The organism is Pseudoxanthomonas sp. Root630 (assembly GCF_001427585.1).
Lineage (GTDB): Bacteria > Pseudomonadota > Gammaproteobacteria > Xanthomonadales > Xanthomonadaceae > Pseudoxanthomonas_A.
Genome location: NZ_LMGY01000016.1, coordinates 211,020 through 226,824 on the forward strand (window position 1 = coordinate 211,020; position 15,805 = coordinate 226,824).

At 69.5% G+C, this 15,805-nt stretch carries 15 protein-coding genes and 1 pseudogene; 7 read left to right on the forward strand and 9 right to left on the reverse strand.

Going from position 1 to position 15,805, the window contains the following annotated elements:
• Positions 1–31: 31 nt before the first annotated feature.
• The 3 genes from ASD72_RS13270 to ASD72_RS13280 all read right to left on the reverse strand — a co-directional run bounded on the left by ASD72_RS13270 (position 32) and on the right by ASD72_RS13280 (position 2,056).
• On the reverse strand, positions 32–622 hold the full coding sequence (locus ASD72_RS13270) for a DUF6151 family protein (protein ID WP_056880425.1): 591 nt from the start codon (positions 620–622) through the stop codon (positions 32–34).
• A gap of 103 nt (positions 623–725) precedes the next feature.
• Positions 726–1,655, reverse strand: coding sequence for an HDOD domain-containing protein (locus tag ASD72_RS13275; protein WP_056880426.1), 930 nt, complete (start codon positions 1,653–1,655; stop codon positions 726–728).
• A 134-nt stretch (positions 1,656–1,789) separates the two neighbouring features.
• Complete coding sequence (locus tag ASD72_RS13280) at positions 1,790–2,056, reverse strand: DksA/TraR family C4-type zinc finger protein (RefSeq protein WP_056880427.1); 267 nt, start codon at positions 2,054–2,056, stop codon at positions 1,790–1,792.
• A gap of 390 nt (positions 2,057–2,446) precedes the next feature.
• Here ASD72_RS13280 and ASD72_RS13285 point away from each other — a divergent pair, with 390 nt between their 5' ends.
• Both ASD72_RS13285 and ASD72_RS13290 read left to right on the forward strand, forming a co-directional pair.
• Positions 2,447–3,304, forward strand: coding sequence for an AraC family transcriptional regulator (locus ASD72_RS13285; RefSeq protein ID WP_056880428.1), 858 nt, complete (start codon positions 2,447–2,449; stop codon positions 3,302–3,304).
• 79 nt (positions 3,305–3,383) lie between these two features.
• Positions 3,384–4,469: a serine hydrolase gene (locus ASD72_RS13290; protein WP_081420334.1), complete on the forward strand. Its 1,086-nt coding sequence runs from the start codon at positions 3,384–3,386 to the stop codon at positions 4,467–4,469.
• Between the two features lie 18 nt (positions 4,470–4,487).
• Here ASD72_RS13290 and ASD72_RS13295 read toward each other — a convergent pair.
• The 3 genes and pseudogenes from ASD72_RS13295 to ASD72_RS13305 all read right to left on the reverse strand — a co-directional run bounded on the left by ASD72_RS13295 (position 4,488) and on the right by ASD72_RS13305 (position 7,242).
• Positions 4,488–5,414, reverse strand: a pseudogene (locus tag ASD72_RS13295) (M14 family metallocarboxypeptidase).
• A gap of 63 nt (positions 5,415–5,477) precedes the next feature.
• Positions 5,478–6,800 carry a type II CAAX endopeptidase family protein gene (locus tag ASD72_RS13300; protein ID WP_155944643.1) on the reverse strand — a complete coding sequence of 441 codons (1,323 nt, stop codon included), beginning with the start codon at positions 6,798–6,800 and terminating at the stop codon, positions 5,478–5,480.
• Positions 6,790–7,242, reverse strand: coding sequence for a hypothetical protein (locus ASD72_RS13305; RefSeq protein WP_155944644.1), 453 nt, complete (start codon positions 7,240–7,242; stop codon positions 6,790–6,792). Before ASD72_RS13305 ends, ASD72_RS13300 begins: the two co-directional genes overlap by 11 nt.
• Before the next feature lie 142 nt (positions 7,243–7,384).
• On the opposite strand from ASD72_RS13305, the gene ASD72_RS13310 reads away from it, so the two are divergent.
• Together ASD72_RS13310 and ASD72_RS13315 are read left to right on the forward strand one after the other, a co-directional pair.
• On the forward strand, positions 7,385–8,227 hold the full coding sequence (locus ASD72_RS13310; protein ID WP_056880431.1) for an MnmC family methyltransferase: 843 nt from the start codon (positions 7,385–7,387) through the stop codon (positions 8,225–8,227).
• Between the two features lie 81 nt (positions 8,228–8,308).
• A complete protein-coding gene (locus tag ASD72_RS13315) occupies positions 8,309–8,908 on the forward strand; it encodes a DUF1579 domain-containing protein (protein ID WP_056880432.1) in 600 nt (199 codons plus the stop codon).
• Positions 8,909–8,921: 13 nt separating this feature from the next.
• Here the strand turns inward: ASD72_RS13315 and ASD72_RS13320 are convergent, their stop codons facing one another.
• Positions 8,922–9,899, reverse strand: a complete 978-nt coding sequence (locus ASD72_RS13320) for an AraC family transcriptional regulator (RefSeq protein ID WP_056880433.1) — start codon at positions 9,897–9,899, stop codon at positions 8,922–8,924.
• 2 nt (positions 9,900–9,901) lie between these two features.
• Positions 9,902–10,447 carry an OsmC family protein gene (locus ASD72_RS13325; RefSeq protein ID WP_056880434.1) on the reverse strand — a complete coding sequence of 182 codons (546 nt, stop codon included), beginning with the start codon at positions 10,445–10,447 and terminating at the stop codon, positions 9,902–9,904.
• A 229-nt stretch (positions 10,448–10,676) separates the two neighbouring features.
• Here ASD72_RS13325 and ASD72_RS13330 point away from each other — a divergent pair, with 229 nt between their 5' ends.
• The 3 genes from ASD72_RS13330 (at position 10,677) to ASD72_RS13340 (ending at position 14,299) form a co-directional block, all read left to right on the forward strand.
• Entirely contained in the window at positions 10,677–11,510 is an 834-nt protein-coding gene (locus tag ASD72_RS13330; protein WP_056880435.1) for a class I SAM-dependent methyltransferase, read from the forward strand.
• Positions 11,507–12,337, forward strand: coding sequence for a class I SAM-dependent methyltransferase (locus ASD72_RS13335; RefSeq protein WP_056880436.1), 831 nt, complete (start codon positions 11,507–11,509; stop codon positions 12,335–12,337). Before ASD72_RS13330 ends, ASD72_RS13335 begins: the two co-directional genes overlap by 4 nt.
• Before the next feature lie 162 nt (positions 12,338–12,499).
• Complete coding sequence (locus tag ASD72_RS13340) at positions 12,500–14,299, forward strand: PHB depolymerase family esterase (protein WP_200948897.1); 1,800 nt, start codon at positions 12,500–12,502, stop codon at positions 14,297–14,299.
• A gap of 21 nt (positions 14,300–14,320) precedes the next feature.
• Here ASD72_RS13340 and ASD72_RS13345 read toward each other — a convergent pair whose 3' ends face one another.
• On the reverse strand, positions 14,321–15,643 hold the full coding sequence (locus ASD72_RS13345; protein ID WP_056880438.1) for an alpha/beta fold hydrolase: 1,323 nt from the start codon (positions 15,641–15,643) through the stop codon (positions 14,321–14,323).
• Positions 15,644–15,805 lie beyond the last annotated feature (162 nt).

The window sequence follows — 15,805 nt, forward strand, 5'->3', positions numbered from 1 at the left end:
AAATATCCGGGGTCAATCCGGAAGACACCGATCAGCCGGTTTGCACCCCCACCGCGTCGCGCTCACCCGCGCTGAGCGGATAGGCCGTGCGCAGGGTCTGCCCCGAGGGGCCGAAGAACAGGCTGGGGACCTGTTGGCGGAGTCGGGCGCCCAGGATGCCGGCGGCGATCCGTGCACCGCCGAGCACGAACGCCATGGGGGTACCGCGGACCTCGCCGATGGCGGACCCCGCGTTGAGCACGATCCGGCCCGGAGGTCCGAAGACGGCATCCACCTCCGCCACCGGCATCAGGCAGGCCGTCACCATGCCCACGTAGGCCACGCGGCCGTCGTGTGGCGTATTGCCGAGCGGCGTACGGCAACATGCCGCGTACCAGCGGAACAGCCCGCCTTTGCGCAGGCACAGACCGGCGATATGTTCCTCGCCGGCGGTGAACCGCACGGCGAGCGGATTCATCGCCACGATGTCGGTGCCGCCATGCGCGTCCACCAGACCGGGCTGGCCCAGATGGCGCGCGTAGGCCTGGCAATCCCTGCAGTAGCACGTGGCGCGCACGTAGGCGCGATCGGTAGCGACGATCCCTGTCACCTGCCCGCAGCGGCAACGCAATGCCAGCGTCATCGGTACACCTCGCGTGATCCCTGACGATGCAGGAATACCGCAGCGGATATGAGCGCGACGTCAAACCACGGCCCGCTGCCTGACTGGCACTGCAACCGCGTGGTCAGGCGGCGGCGTCGACCCGGGCGGACGCCATCGCGGCGCTGGCGTGCGGGGCGGCGACCGCCAGGGCGCGACCCAGGCCCGTCATGCGCACGGTGTCGCCGAGCGCCTGGTCATCCAGGCCCTGCAGCAGGCGTTCGGACATGCCCCACTCCCGCGCCACGGCACGCCCCAGGCGAGGCGACGCATCCTGCAGGAGGCGCGCGGCGACCCCGGCATCCGGCATTCCGCCCTGCGTACACGCATCGCGGAGCGCCTGCGCCACGAGGATGGCGCCGAGCCCCTGCAACAACGCGAGGAGTTGTGCGGCGAACGCGTCTTCGCGCTCCACCGTCTTCGCGAACTGCGCTGCGGCCAGGGCCGTGCGCTGCGTGTGGTCCCAGATCAGGTCGGGCAACGCGCCCAGGGCACCGCCATCCATCCGCATGACCGGCTGCATCACCGCCATCGCCACGAGTTGGCGGAGCCCTTCCGTGCCGACCAATGCGACCGCGCGATCCAGGTTCTCCACGGGCGCGGGTTGCGTGCGATAGAGCGCGCTGTTGGCCAGCCGGAGCAGGTGCGCCGCCAACGCCGGATCGCGCGCGATCACACCGGCAATCTCGCGGCCGGAGGCATCGTCGTCGTTGAGGGTGCTCAGCAACTGCGGCAGCAACTGCGGCCGGCGCGGCAGCCGCTGGGGGGCTTCGGCAAAGCGGGCCAATGTCTGTTCGGCGGCATCCCGCACGGACGCACTGGCCTCGGGCGACAGGGAGGCTGGCTGGCCCTCGTAGGCCAGTTCAAGCAATGCACCTGCCCAGTTGCGGTCGACGGCGGGCGCCGTGGTCTCGGCCGCTGCGGCGCGCGGCCGCGTTGTCGAGCCACCACGCGGCGCGACGACCGGCGTGCGCCCGCGTTGCCACCACGATGTCAGTGCCCCCAGCAGTGCCACGCGCGCCCCCAGACGTACCCGTTAAGGCGGTAGCGGCGGATCCATGCGGAACTTGAGGAGGATTCAAGAGGACATCGCTGCGCCCTTGCAGGAAGGTCATGCAGATCGGTTTGCGCGGCGCGCTCGCGAAAGCATCAGCGCAACTGGCTGTCCTTGCTGCCGCGCCGGTTGTAGAGGCCGGCCGCCTGCTCGTCGTGGTCGGCCGCTTCCTGGCAGCCCACGCACAGGCGCACGCCCGGCACGGCTTTCTGGCGCGCGAGTGGGATCGGCTTGTCGCATTCTTCGCAGTGGCTGAGGCTGGGCCCCTTGGGGAGCGCACGACGCGCCCGCTCGATGCCGTCCTTCACGGTCGCATCGATCTGGTCCTGTACCGCACCATCGCCTGCCCATCCGGTCGCCATGACCCACTCCCGCAACGCCACTTTCCGCGCAGCCTACACCCGGCGACCTGACTCGTGCCCGGTTCTCAGTCCGACCAGCTCGGCCCGGCGAGGTACATGCTGGAACTTGCAGCCGACCAGCACGCCGACTGCCACGATCAATCCTGCACGCAAGACCTGATGCATGGGCCCATCCTCCGGAGCGAATCGTCCACCAGGACAAGACGCTGCGGCTTCAGGCGCACGGCCACGGAAATCGCACCGTTCGCCACGTCCGCGCGTGAAGCAGACGAACGGCAGGCCGCGTCGCCCGGCTTTCGTCGCCTCCTTCCCGGTTTCGTCGCACCGCGCCTGCCTTTGCCGGGGCTACCTGCCAGAGTCGAAGGAGCCCACCCGCGTCCACGAGATCGCATGCCCATCGCCGCCGGCGCCTCCCGCTCGCCCACTCCGCACGCCGTCGTCGCGGTGCCCGCCGATGCCACACGACGCGCGGGCAGCCTCGGGGCGGGAACCGTCCGCCACCTCGCCAACGGCGTGCAGATCGCGCGGCTCGTGCCGACGGTGCCGGCCCGCGCACTGGCACGGCACACCCACGACGACGCACACCTGGTGCTGCTCCTGCGCGGTCGCTACCTGACCTCCGCGACAGGCGGCCTGCCGGAATGCACGCCGGGCACGCTGGTCTACACACCGCCTGCCACCACGCACCGCGACCACTTCCATGATCTGGAGGGCGAGTTCATGACCATCGCGCTGCCTTCGACGATGGAAGGGAGGTTGCGGCATGGCCTGGACCAGGGCGCCGTGCGCGCGGAACGCCGCGCACAAGCCTTCGCGCAGGGTCTTGCCCAGGCGTGCACGGACTGGCGGGGCGACGATGGCCTGCTGGCGGAAGCACTGTTCGACGAGATGCTCGACGCCATCGCCAGCCCCGTGTCGGCATTCCGTGGCTGGCCCGCCTGGTTGGCACGCGCCGAGGCCTGGCTGCACGACCACCACGACACACCCGCCGACACCGCCACGCTGGCGCACGCCTGCCAGGTGCATCCCGTGCACCTCGCGCGGGTGTTCCGTCGTCGCCACGGCTGCACGCCCACCGAGTATTCGCGTCGCCTGCGCGTGGCGCGCGCCGCGGGCATGCTTCGGCAAGGTCGCGCCACCGTGGCAACGATCGCCGCCGAGTGCGGCTTTGCCGACCAGGCGCATTTCCACCGCCTGTTCGTCCGCGCCTACGGCATGCCGCCGACGGCCTTCCGGTCGACTGTCTGAACGAACACGTTGCCGGCGTGCAAGTCGTCCACCTCCCGCGCCGGCATCGTGGCGCCTCTCCCCTTCACAGGACCCGTCCATGCGCCGCCTGATCATCCCGTTGCTGCTGTCGTGCACCCTCTTCATCCCGCCCGCGGACGCCGCGGACTGGCCGCAGGGCCGGCCGGCCGAACATGGCCTGGACGCCGCGGCACTCGCCGAGATGGAGCGCGTCATCGCCGCCGGCGAATTCAAGCAGGTCACCAGCGTGCTCATCGCCCGCGATGGCGTGCTGGTGTACGAGCGCTACTTCGACGAGGACGGGCGCGAGGCGGGGCGCAATACACGCTCGGCCACCAAGACCGTGGCGGGCATGCTCACGGGCATCGCGGTCGGCCAGGGCAAGCTGGAAGGCGCGCAGGCGCGGGTCCTGCCGCTGTTGAAACGACCGCCGCCCGCCCTGCCCGATCCGCGCAAGGACGCGATCACCGTCGAAGACCTGATGACGATGTCCTCGGCGCTGGAATGCGACGACTGGAACACTTGGTCGCGCGGCAACGAGGAGCGCATGTACCTGATCGAAGACTGGGTGGGCTTCTACCTCGACTTGCCTGTCCAGGGCTACGCCGCCTGGATGACACCGCCCAAGGACGCGCCGTACGGCCGCAGCTTCCGCTACTGCACCGCCGGGGTCACCACGCTGGGGGCGGTGGTCCAGGCCGCGGCCGGCGAACCCTTGGCCACCTTCGCGCAGCGCACGCTGTTCGATCCGCTCGGCATCGCGGCGCCCGCCTGGCAATTCTCTCCGCAGGGGCTCGCGCAGGCGGGCGGCGGATTGGGATTGCGCAGCCGGGACCTGCTTGCGCTCGGTGAGTTATACCGCAACGGCGGACGTTGGCACGGCAAGCAGATCGTGCCCGCCGCCTGGGTCGCCGATTCGGTCCGCCCGCACGCGCGCATCGAAGACGGCATCGATTACGGTTACCTGTGGTGGCTGCACCACGAGACCAGCGGCGGCCGCACGTTCGATTCGTATGCGATGAACGGCACCGGCGGCAATACGGTGCGGGTATTCCCGGCACAGAAGCTGGTGGTCGTGGTCACCACCACCAACTACCAGGTGCAGAACGCGCCGCGGCTGACGTTCCGCCTGATGACCGAGAAGCTGTTGCCGGCCGTCGAATGAGCGAGGGCTGGCCCGTCCTTACGGATGGGCCAGCGCGTAGTCGATCGCGGCGACCACGGCCGCGACCTGCGCGTCGTTGCATTGCACCGGGGTGGCCTTCGGGCTGTCCGGGTAGACCTCGGTGATGGTGGTGTAGCGCGCCTCGGTGATGCCGGTGCACAGGCCCAGCGACTTCACCGGATACTCGATCACGCCTTCGGCCACCACCGGCGATCCGATGATGTCGCCCTCGGCGTCGGCCGGGGCGATATGGGTCACCTGCGCCACGGCGGCGATCACCGCCCGCTGGAACGCCGGCTGCCGGTTCTCGCTGTCGTCCACCAGGTAGAAGCCGTCCGGAATCTCACCGGGCTCGAACGGCTTGCCATCGCGCGCGGCGAGCGCGGGGCGGAACTCGGTTTCGTCGCTGTCGGTGGTCTCGTGCAGGTCGATGTGCATCAGCACGCGATCCTTCACCGGCGCCACCAGCGCGATCAGGGCCGCGGATTCCTGCGCGGGGCTGTCCACGCGGAAGGAGCGGTTCGGGTCCAGCGCATCGGCGTTCCAGCGGTGGATGCGCTCATACCCCCACGGGCTCACGCAGGGCACGACCAGCAGATTGGCGAGGCCGGCTTAATCGGCGGCGCGCTGTTCCAGGAACTGCAACGCACCGTGCACGCCACTGGTTTCATAACCGTGGACGCCACCGGTGACCAGCATCAGCGGCAGCGTGTCGTTCCAGTCGCGGCTGCGCACCGCGTACAGCGGATAGCGTTCGCCCGGACCATAGTCCAGCGTGCCGTAGGTCTCCACGTCGAAACGCTCGCGCAGGCGATCGAGGGAGGCCACCACGTCATCCGCATAGCGGCGCCGCACGCGCTGCTGCGCGCGCCATGCGGCCTTCTCCACCGCGCCCCAAGGCGTACCCGGCGTGCCGATGGGGTGGAAACGTTCGATCGTGTGCATGGCCGTGGATCCGGGAAGAGGCGCGCACTATAACAACCCGATCCGCCCGCAGCCGAGCGATGGCTATGTCGCCAACAGGAAGAAGACCCCGTTGTTGATGGCATGCAGCACGATCGCCGGCACGAGCGAACCGGTCCTTCGCACGAGCATTCCCGCCAACAATCCCATGGCGAAATAGAAGAAGAAGCGCGGCATGTCGTTGTGGATGCCGGCGAACAACAATGCCTGGAGGACGTTGGACCAGCCGAAGCTGATATGGCGCGCCATGCCCCCCAACAACATGCCTCGGAACACCAGTTCCTCGACGATCGGCCCCAGCACTGCGATCAGGAGGAACGTCAGGGCGGGCCCATAGATCGACTGCCCACCTTGGAGGAGGCGTTCGATCGCTTCCGTCTGCTCAGTGCGACTGTCTTCCGCACGCCACTGGAGCCAGGCACCTTGCAGGTAGATCACGGCATACAGCATCACCAGCGCGGCAAGCAGCCACGCCACCTGCCGCCACCAGGTGATGCGGCCGGTGAAGCCCCCGCGCCCGAGGCACCAGGCGACAGGTGCCAGCAACGCAGGGCTTGCGACGGAACTCCAGAGATTGATCCTGGCGAACGCATCGGCGTCCGGCAGAACGTCGCCGGTGAAAAGGCCGGCAATCGAGCGTGGCTCGACCACGCCGGCGATCACGAAGGGCAACGCCAGCATGAGTGCCATGCCCCACCAGGCGTGCCGCAACCCGATACCCGGGAACAAGGCGACGGGCGCACGGCCCTGCACGCGTCGCGCCAGCCCGCGGTAATGCACCGGAACGAGGAGCATCAGCGGCAACAACGCCAGGGCCAGCAGGATCCCGCCGGACATCAGGGCCATGCCGAGCATCGGAAGTCGGAAGACGGAGGCTGGATGTTGGTTCGCCAGCACGGCGAAGCGTTCCAGGTGGGTCGCGATCCCGTCGGTGTCGGTGATGTCGATCTGCGCGATCGCCGCCGGGATATCCGCCTGCGCCAGCGCGACGTCGAAACGCGCCCGGGCTTGATCGTCGCCCTCGCCGGCCGTCTCCAGCGCGCGACGGGCTGCCGCCAGGTCGCCCGCATTGAGATGCGCGCGCGCCACCAGCGCGCCATCCAGGACGAACTCCTTTCCGTCGTACCGCCGCAGTTCCTCCAGGGCGATGCGGGCGTCCTTGATCTTCAACGCCGCCGCCAACCGCTTGTCCGCGCGCCATGCGTCGGTCGCGGCGGGCGAGTCGCGCAGCAGGCGTGCGGCACCCGCCTCGTCCCGCTTCGCCAGCACGGCGTCGACTGCCAGCGGGACACTGTTGGACTCCCCGAGGCGGGCAGCCCGCAGGGCCATCTCCGCCGCCTTCTCGCCCTGCTGAAGACTATCGAGCAACAAGGACTGCCTGGCGTAGAGCGCGGCCCGCAGGGGGGGTGGGCCATGCGGTCGCACGGTCGATCAGGGCAGCCCCTTCTGCGACCGCGTCCTCGCCCCACATCTGCTGGTAGAGGAACAACTGCGCCTCGGGCGTATCTGCCCAGCGCTGCCGGAGACGTTCGAGGCATGCCTCGTGGTCATCGGAGGCGGACGCGATCCAGTCGCCGTAGTCTTCTTCGGTGTAATTGCCGATGAATCGGCACCGGGCGACCAACGACGCGGCACCCGAAGATTCGGAGGCATCGAAGCGGGCCAGCATTTCGCGGTATGCCGTCTCCTTCGCATTCGTCACGGCTTCGAGCGCCTGGTCGTGATCCGGCACCGGTACGGACCCGGACGACGGCATCACCGCCTCCGCATGCGCAACTCCACCCCCGCTGAGCAGCAGCAACGCTGCCATGCACCACCGACGCATCCCCATGCGTGCCCCCTGTGCCGTCCGGTCGCGATGGTAGCAGTTGTCAGTGGCGTGCCAACCGCGTCCAATAGCGCCCTCGAAATCCAAGACCGCCCATCGAGGCGGCACGCCCGGACCTTCCCGCATGCCCCACTACACCGGCCCCCTCCTCACCCGCGACGCCGCGAACGCGCTGCGTGCCGCGCGCGATCGTGGCGACGGCGTCTGGCCGGGTTCGTTCGACCTCGGCCGAACGCAGGGCGAAGCCCGCCTGGGAACGGACGCATGGCAGTGGAAGGAGGCGACGTACCCGTATCCGGAAGGCCTGAAGGACCGCACGCTGTACCACTGGGACGGCGAGGACTTCGCGCCGATCTCGCGCTTCGCCGGTTCGCTGATCAAGCTGGTGCCCACCGAATGGGGCGTACCCACCTTCGAGATCGACGGCATCAAGATGCTGCCGACGTCGAAGGAATCCCCACTGGACGACGCGCAGCGCAAGGTCGCGCTGGTGGAACCGCGCGGCAAGGTGGTGCTGGATACCTGCGGTGGACTGGGCTATTTCGCCGCCTGCTGCCTGGCGGCCGGCGCGGCGCGCATCCGCTCGTTCGAAAAGAACGAAGACGTGCTGTGGCTGCGCACCCTCAACCCGTGGTCGCCGGACCCGGAGGCGCCCGAACACGACGACCGCCTCGAACTGGCGCATGCGGACGTGTCGCGCGCCATCGTCGATATCGCAGACGCGTCCGTCGATGCCGTGCTGCACGATCCGCCGCGCTTCGGCATCGCCGGAGAGTTGTATTCGCAGGCGTTCTACGACCAGCTCGCGCGCGTCCTGCGCCGCGGCGGCAAGCTCTTCCACTACACGGGCAGCCCCAACAAGCTCACCAGCGGCCGCGACGTGCCGGGCGAAGTCGCGAAGCGGTTGGAAAAGGCAGGCTTCAAGGCGCAGCGTGCACTGGACGGGGTGGTCGGCCTGCGCCGCTGAGCACAGGCGCGGCGGTCTTCACGCCGGCTGAGCGCGGCTGGGCGCACAACGGCGCCACCGCCATGCCCGGGAGGGGCCGCCATGCACCGCACCACCCTGTTGACCTCCGCCGTTTCCGCCCTGCTCCTCGCAGGTTCCGCGACTGCCCAGGACAAGCCGCCGGCGATGACGCCGGAGATGCAGGCCATGATGGAGGCTTACCAGAAGGCGGGCACGCCCGGCATCGAGCACGGCAGGCTGGCGTCGATGGCCGGCACCTACGACCTGGTCGTGAAGAGCTGGTACGCACCCGGCGCCCCGCCCAGCACCGATGGCGGCACCGCCACGCGCAAAATGATCCTCGGCAACCGCGTGATGCTGGAGGAAGTGACCTCGCAGATGATGGGCCAACCCTTCAGCGGCCGGGGCCTGCACGGGTTCGACAACGTCACCGGCAAGTACTGGGGCACCTGGAACGACAGCATGAGTACCGGCCTGATGGTCAGCGAGGGCGCCTGCGATGCGCAGTTGAGCTGCACCTATACGGGCACCCACCACGACGCGGTGACCAAGAAGCCGCAGAGCAGCCGCATGACCACGCGCTGGACCGACAAGAACACCGAGATCCTGGAAATGTTCGGTCCCGGCCCGGATGGCAAGGAAACGAAGATGATGGAGATCACCTACAAGCGGCGGCCATGACCAATGCGCGCGATCAGGCGTGCGCGGCCTGGCCGGCATCGGCCAGGTTGCGTCGCCACGCGGCCGGCGGTTGCCCGTATTCGCGACGGAACGCGCGGCTGAAGGACGTGTCGTTCTGGTAGCCCACCTCTTCGGCCACCCGCGACAGCGGCGCATTGCTGCGGCGGAGCAGGTTGGCCGCCATCAGCATCCGCCACTGGGTCAGGTACTGCATCGGCGACGTACCCACCAACTGCTGGAATCGCTCGGCCAGCACCGACCGTGACGTGCCGGCGACGCGCGCCAGGTCGGCGAGCGTCCAGTCGCGGCAGGGCTGCTGGTGCAGCGCATTCAGCGCCTTGCCGACGACACGGTCGCCCAGGCCCGCCAGCCAGCCGGCGTGGCCTTCGTGCTGGTGCACGTAGCGGCGCAGCACTTCGATGAACAACAACTCCGCCAGACGCGACAGCAGGCTGGCCCCGCCAGGGCGCGGCGTGCGCGCTTCGGCCAGCGCATAGCGCACGGACGATTCGAGCCATGCGCCGGCATCGGAATCGCGCAGGCTGATCCGCACCACGGGCGGCAGACCGTCCAGCAGCAAGCGCGCGAGCCGGGTATCGCAAGCCAGGTAGCCGCAGACGATGCGGGTCGGTGCGCCGCCACCGCCGTAGGCCAACCGTCGAGGACGGCTTGAAAACAGTTTCTTGAGATCGGCCGCGCCGCGTGGCGGCGGCAGACCTGGTGCGGATGCCATGCGATGCGCGGCGCCACCGGGAAACATCACCACATCGCCTTCGCGCACGGCCAACGGGGGCATGCCTTCCATCTCCACCAGGCACTCGCCTTCGGTGACCAGGTGGAAGATCACCACCTGTTCGGCCGTCGGATCGAGCCACGGCGCCGCCAGCGCGGCCTTCGGCGACTGGTAGCACCAGGGCGCACTGAAGCGGGCGTTGACGAAGAACGCACCGGACATCTGCACGACGCGCAGGATTTCCGACAACGCATCCATGCTCAGGCGGCTCGTGCGGGCGTGGTCGCCACGTCGACGGTCAGCGGCGGTTGCCCCAGCAACGCGCCCTGCATGGGTGATCGGCGCAGCGCTTCGTGCACGACGGCTTGCAGTCGTTCCGCTTGCACGTCCTGCGCATGCAGCACCACCTCCACGCGCATCGACGCCGGGCCCGCGCCGATCGGCGCGCCATCGGCGTCGCGCATGCCGAGCAGGCCGCGCGTATCGGAGCGACTACCGACGTCCACTTCCAGATGATCGAGCACGATGCCCTGTTCGGCGGCGACCATCGCGATCGCGGTCGCGGTACACGCCGCGATGCCGACGCGGAAGAACCAGCCCGGCGATGGCCGGTCGCCGGTGCCGCCCAGTTCCACCGGCATGTCGGATTCGATGCGCGTGCCGCTGGCGTGCGCCGCCACGATCCGCGCCCCGTGCTGCCACGACGCGCGAGCCGCCACATCGTCGTGCAGCCCCATGTCGGGGCGGCGGGTGAACACGCTGACGGCGCGTTGCATCGCCTGGGCGATGTCGTGGGAAGTACTCATGGCGCGGGGAACTCCATCGAACGGCAGGGGCTGGCGGATTCTGAGCGCAACAACGCGGCGCGGGATGGCACGCGGCCAGCCGCCGGACGATCGGCAAGGAATCGCGGAAGGCGGGGAAACCGCGCTGCCGTCGCCGGACGCCCGGCCAGGTCCGGCAGACGCCCCGTCAGGACGGCACCCCCGTGCGACCGGCACGCTGCGCCCCTCCCAACCCTGGAGTGTCCCCCGCATGAACGCCGCTGCCGTCTCCCTCCCCACCCTGCCCGACCTGAACGCCCTCAAGCAGCGCCAGCAGGCCGCCTGGTCCAGCGGCAACTACGCCGTCGTGGGCACCACCCTGCAGATCGTCGGCGAACGCCTGGCCGAAGCGGTCGACCTGCGCTGGGACGAACGCGTACTCGACGTCGCCGCCGGCAACGGCAACGCGACGCTGGCGGCGGCACGCCGCGGTGGCCAGGTGGTGTCCACCGACTACGTCCCCGCATTGCTCGACCTGGGCCAGGCACGCGCCGATGCCGAACAGCTGCAGGTCGCGTTCGCCGAAGCCGATGCGGAAGCGCTGCCGTTCACCGATGCCAGTTTCGACGTGGTGCTGTCCACGTTCGGCGTGATGTTCACCCCCGACCACGCGCGCGCGGCCGGCGAACTGGCGCGCGTCTGCCGACCGGGCGGTCGCATCGGCCTGGCCAACTGGACGCCAGAGGGCTTCATCGGCCAGATGTTCAAGGTGCTCGGCCGCCACCTCGCACCGCCGGCCGGCGTGCAGCCGCCGTCGCTGTGGGGCACCACCGCGCACGTGCAGTCGCTGTTCGGCGACCGCGCCGGCGCCATCGGCGTCACCGCGCGCATGTTCAATTTCCGCTACCGCGATGCGGCCCACATGATCGACGTGTTCCGCACCTGGTACGGGCCGGTGCAGAAAGCCTTCCAGGCATTGCCTGCCGGAAAGGCGGTCGAACTCGAACAGGACCTGCACGCGCTGATGGACCGCATGGATCGCGGCAACGGCAACGGCCTGGTCATCCCCAGCGAGTACCTCGAAATCGTGGTCGTGCGCCGGTGAAGGACCATGCGCGACTGCAGCGGCGGGTCCAGCGCTACGGCTGGGACCTCGCCGCCTCCCGCTACGACGCGCTGTGGCAGGCGCAGCTGTCGGACGCGCACCGCCGGTTGCTGGCGCTGGCGCCAGCGGCCCCGGGCGAATCCGTGCTCGACGTGGCCTGCGGCACCGGCGTGATGGCGTTGGCCGCGGCGGAAGCCGTCGGCCCCGACGGCCGCGTGGTCGGCGTGGACATCGCAGAGCGCATGGTCGGCGAAGCCAACGCCCAAGCGCGGGCGCGCGGCCTGCACCACGCGCGCTTCCTGCGCATGGATGGCGAGGCGCTGGACACCTCGGGTGTCGGTTTCGACCTCGCGTACTGCGCGCTGGGCCTGATGTACATGCCCGACCCCGACCAGGCGATGGGCGGTATCCACGCGGCGCTGCGCCCGGGCGGCCGCGTCGCGGTGGCGGTCTGGGGCCAGCGGGCGCGCTGCGGCTGGTCGCCGGTATTCCCCATCGTTGACGACGAGGTCGCCAGCGACGTGTGCCCGCTGTTTTTCCAGCTCGGTCATGAAGGCATGCTCACCGATCTCTGCGCACGTGCCGGCTTCGTCGATGCGGAAGAGCATCGCGTCGAAGCGGTGCTGGCCTACGCCGATGATGAAGACGCCTGCGATGCCGCCTTCGTCGGCGGTCCGGTGGCAATGGCGTGGTCGCGCTTCGACGAAGCGACCCGCCGGCGGGTCCGCACGCGCTACCTGCAGGCGATCCAGCCGTGGCGCGTCGGCCAGGGCTACCGCATGCCCGGCGAGTTCGTCGTGGCCACGGCGCGCCGACGCCCGGGCTGACGGCACGCAGGCACCTTCACCGGGCCCGCGTCACGCTTGCGCGATGGTGCGCTGCAGCTTTCCCCTTTGGCCAATGCCCGGGGGTGGAGGCCTGTGGCCCACTGCCGGCACTTCACACCGGAGGTGCCGTCGATGTCGATCGCTGCGCTGTTGTGTCGTTCCGTGTCCCGCTCCCGTGTTCGTCGCGCGGGCCTGCTGCTCTCTTCCCTCTTCCTGATGCTGGCCAGCGGCCACGCGCTGGCATTGACCGAGGTCACCGGCTTCGGCAGCAATCCCGGCAACCTGCGCATGCACAAGTACGTGCCCACCGGTCTGCCGGCGGATGCGCCGCTGGTGGTGGCGCTGCACGGCTGCGCGCAGTCAGCCTCCAACTACGATGCCGAAACCGGCTGGGAAATGCTGGCCAACCGCTTCGGCTTCGCCCTGCTGTTGCCCGAACAGCGGACCGGCAACAACAGCAGCCGTTGCTTCAACTGGTTCGAGACCGCCGACACCACGCGCGGCCAGGGCGAACCGCTGTCGATCAAGCAGATGGTCGACCGCATGATCGCCGACCATGCGGTCGATCCCGCGCGCGTGTACGTGACGGGCCTGTCCGCCGGTGGGGCGATGACCTCGGTGATGCTGGCCACGTATCCCGACGTGTTCGCTGGCGGCGCCATCGTCGCAGGCATTCCCTACCGGTGCGCGACCACCCAGACCGCCGCCTTCAGCTGCATGAATCCCGGCAGCGACCTGACGCCCGCGCAATGGGGGGCGAAGGTGCGCGCGGCCAGCAGTTGGACCGGCCCCTGGCCTCTCGTCTCGATCTGGCATGGCGATGCCGACTACACCGTGCGCCCCGCCAACCTCACCGAGAGCCTGGACCAATGGGCCGACGTGCACGGCATCGATACGGTGGCCGATGCCACCGACACCGTCAGCGGCTATCCGCACAAGGTCTACAAGGACGCGGCCGGCACTGCGAAAGTGGAGACCTACGTCATCACCGGCATGGGCCACGGCACACCGGTGGATCCGGGCACCGGCGAGACGCAATGCGGCACGGCCGGCGCCTACATCCTCGACGTGAACCTCTGCTCGAGCTACCACATCGCCCGCTTCTTCGGCCTCGACAACCTGGACGGCGTACCGCCGACCGTCGCCCTCACCTCGCCTGCGAATGGCGCGACGGTCGCCGGCACGGTGACGCTGGCAGCCACCGCCAGCGACGACATCGGAGTGGCACGCGTGGACTTCCTGCTGGACGGTGCGCTGCTCGGCAGCGATGCCAGCGCTCCCTACAGCCTGGCGTGGAACAGCAGCGGCGCCAGCGATGGCGCACATGTGCTGCAGGCGCGCGCGCTCGACCTCGCCGGCAACACCGGCACGTCCGCCGCGGTCAACGTCACCGTCAGCGGCGGCACCGGCGGCGGCTCGCCGGTCACCGTGGTGTTCAACAACGAAGACGCGAACGACGGCTACGTGAAGGCCAGCGCCACCGGCGGCAGTCCGGCCGTGGGCACACTGGAGGCGTATTACGGCCTGGCGATCGGTCGCGGTACCGATGGTAACCACAACCGCGCGGTGTTGTCCTTCGATACGTCATCGCTGCCGGACAACGCGGTGGTCACCTCGGCCACACTGACGGTCGCTTACCGCAGCGCCAGCGGCGATCCGTGGAGCAATCCGGCCGGCAACACCCTGGTGGTCGATGTGCGCAACGGCTGCCTCGGCGCGTGCACGATCGAAGCGGCGGACTGGGCCGCGACCACGACCACATCGAACAGTGCACAAGTGCCGGCCTTCAGCGGCGGCAACCAGACCAGCACCGTGTTCGATACCGACGGGCGCGCCGCGATCAACCGCAGCGGCCGCACGCAACTGCGGTTGCGCTTCAGCGCGAATCCGACCGCGACGCACTACCTGTGGATCGACCGCGGCGCGACCGCCAAGCTCTCGATCACCTACACCCTGCCCTGAGCGGCCAGGCCTGCCGCCGCGTCACGGCGGCGGCAGGATCTTCCAGAACATGCCGGCGCCCAGCTTCACCGACTGCAGCGGCTTGCGCTGCGCGGCCGGCTGGTTGGCGCGGAACATCTCGCGGATGTCGCCCATCACCTTGTCCGATTCCATGAAGTAGGAATGCGCCAGCACGCTCTCGTCCACGCCGGAGACGTCGATGGTGTCCACGCCGGAGACCAGCACCACGCCCTCGCTGGTATCGCCGGCGCGCGGCCCGCGGTTGACCTGCTTGGACGCCTTCAGCGCCAGGTCTTCCGACGAGGCGTAGAGCGTGACGCGTCCACTCGCCTGCTGCAGGGCGGGCGCCAGCTCGGTGCGGAACACCTTCGCATCGATATCCGGCGCGGCCAGGATGATGCCGCGGAAGCGCCCGCGCAGTTCCGGCCGGCGGGTGACCAGGTTACGCACCGCCTGGGTCAGCCCGCGCGTGCCCATGCTGTGGCCGATCACGTACAGGTTCTGCGCACCCGAACGATCGGCCAGGTCCGACAGGAAATTCTCGATGTAGGGCACCGAACGCGCGATGCTCTGCTCGTCGGTGAAATAGCCCGACAGCGCGGCTTGCGAGGGCCAGCTGTAGAACACCGGCGCACCGTCGAAGCGCAGGTCGTACGCAAGCTGCGCGGTACGCCGCGCGGCATCGCGGAAGCTGACGTTGTACCCGTGCACGAACACGAAGGCATTGCTGCCGCGCGACTCGCCGACACGGCCATACAGGCGCGCGAAGAACGGTGACTTATCCAGCCGTCCGACGTCCTGCAGGATGACGTGCTGCTTGGGGTCTTCCTTGAATTCCAGCAGGTACCAGCGCGGCGACTCGAGCTCGCCCGCCACGTGCGACTTCGGGATGCTGATCCGCGCCGTGCCGTAGGTGAGCTGCCGCGCCAGCGATGAGGTGAAGCGATCGCCCGGCGGCAGCGAGGAGAACGCTGCCGACGGAACCCGGTTGGTGGCGTAGAAGACATCGACGTTGACGAAATCCTTCTCCGGCGCCTTGCCGGCCTGCGCGGCCTCACGGGCACGTGCTGCGCGCTCGGCCGCTTTGCTGGCCGTCTCATCCCGCTGCTGGCGGGCGCGCGCTTCGGCCTCGGCGGCAGCGGCCCGGCGCTGGGCCTCGGCGAGCGCGGCCGCTTCCGCAGCGCTGCTGGGGGGCGGAGGGGGAGGCGGAGGTGGCGGCGGAGGGGGTGGAGGCGGCGGCGCCGGGGTTTCCGCCGGTGGAGGCGGCGGCAGCTCGTGGATGACGCGTTTGGAACAGCCAGCCAGCACCAGGGCCGCCAGCACCAGGCAGAGGATCCGCCGCATTGTTCACCCCATGGAAGGACGTCCTGACCGCCCCAGTCCCCGGGGGCGGCCGACGCTGCGATGGTATAGCAGCGTGAGGGCCGGCCGCGAGCCACCCTCGGGAACCCTTCCTGGACGCCGGTCGCGCCCGATCCATTCGCCATGCGTCGCGCGGGCGGCTAT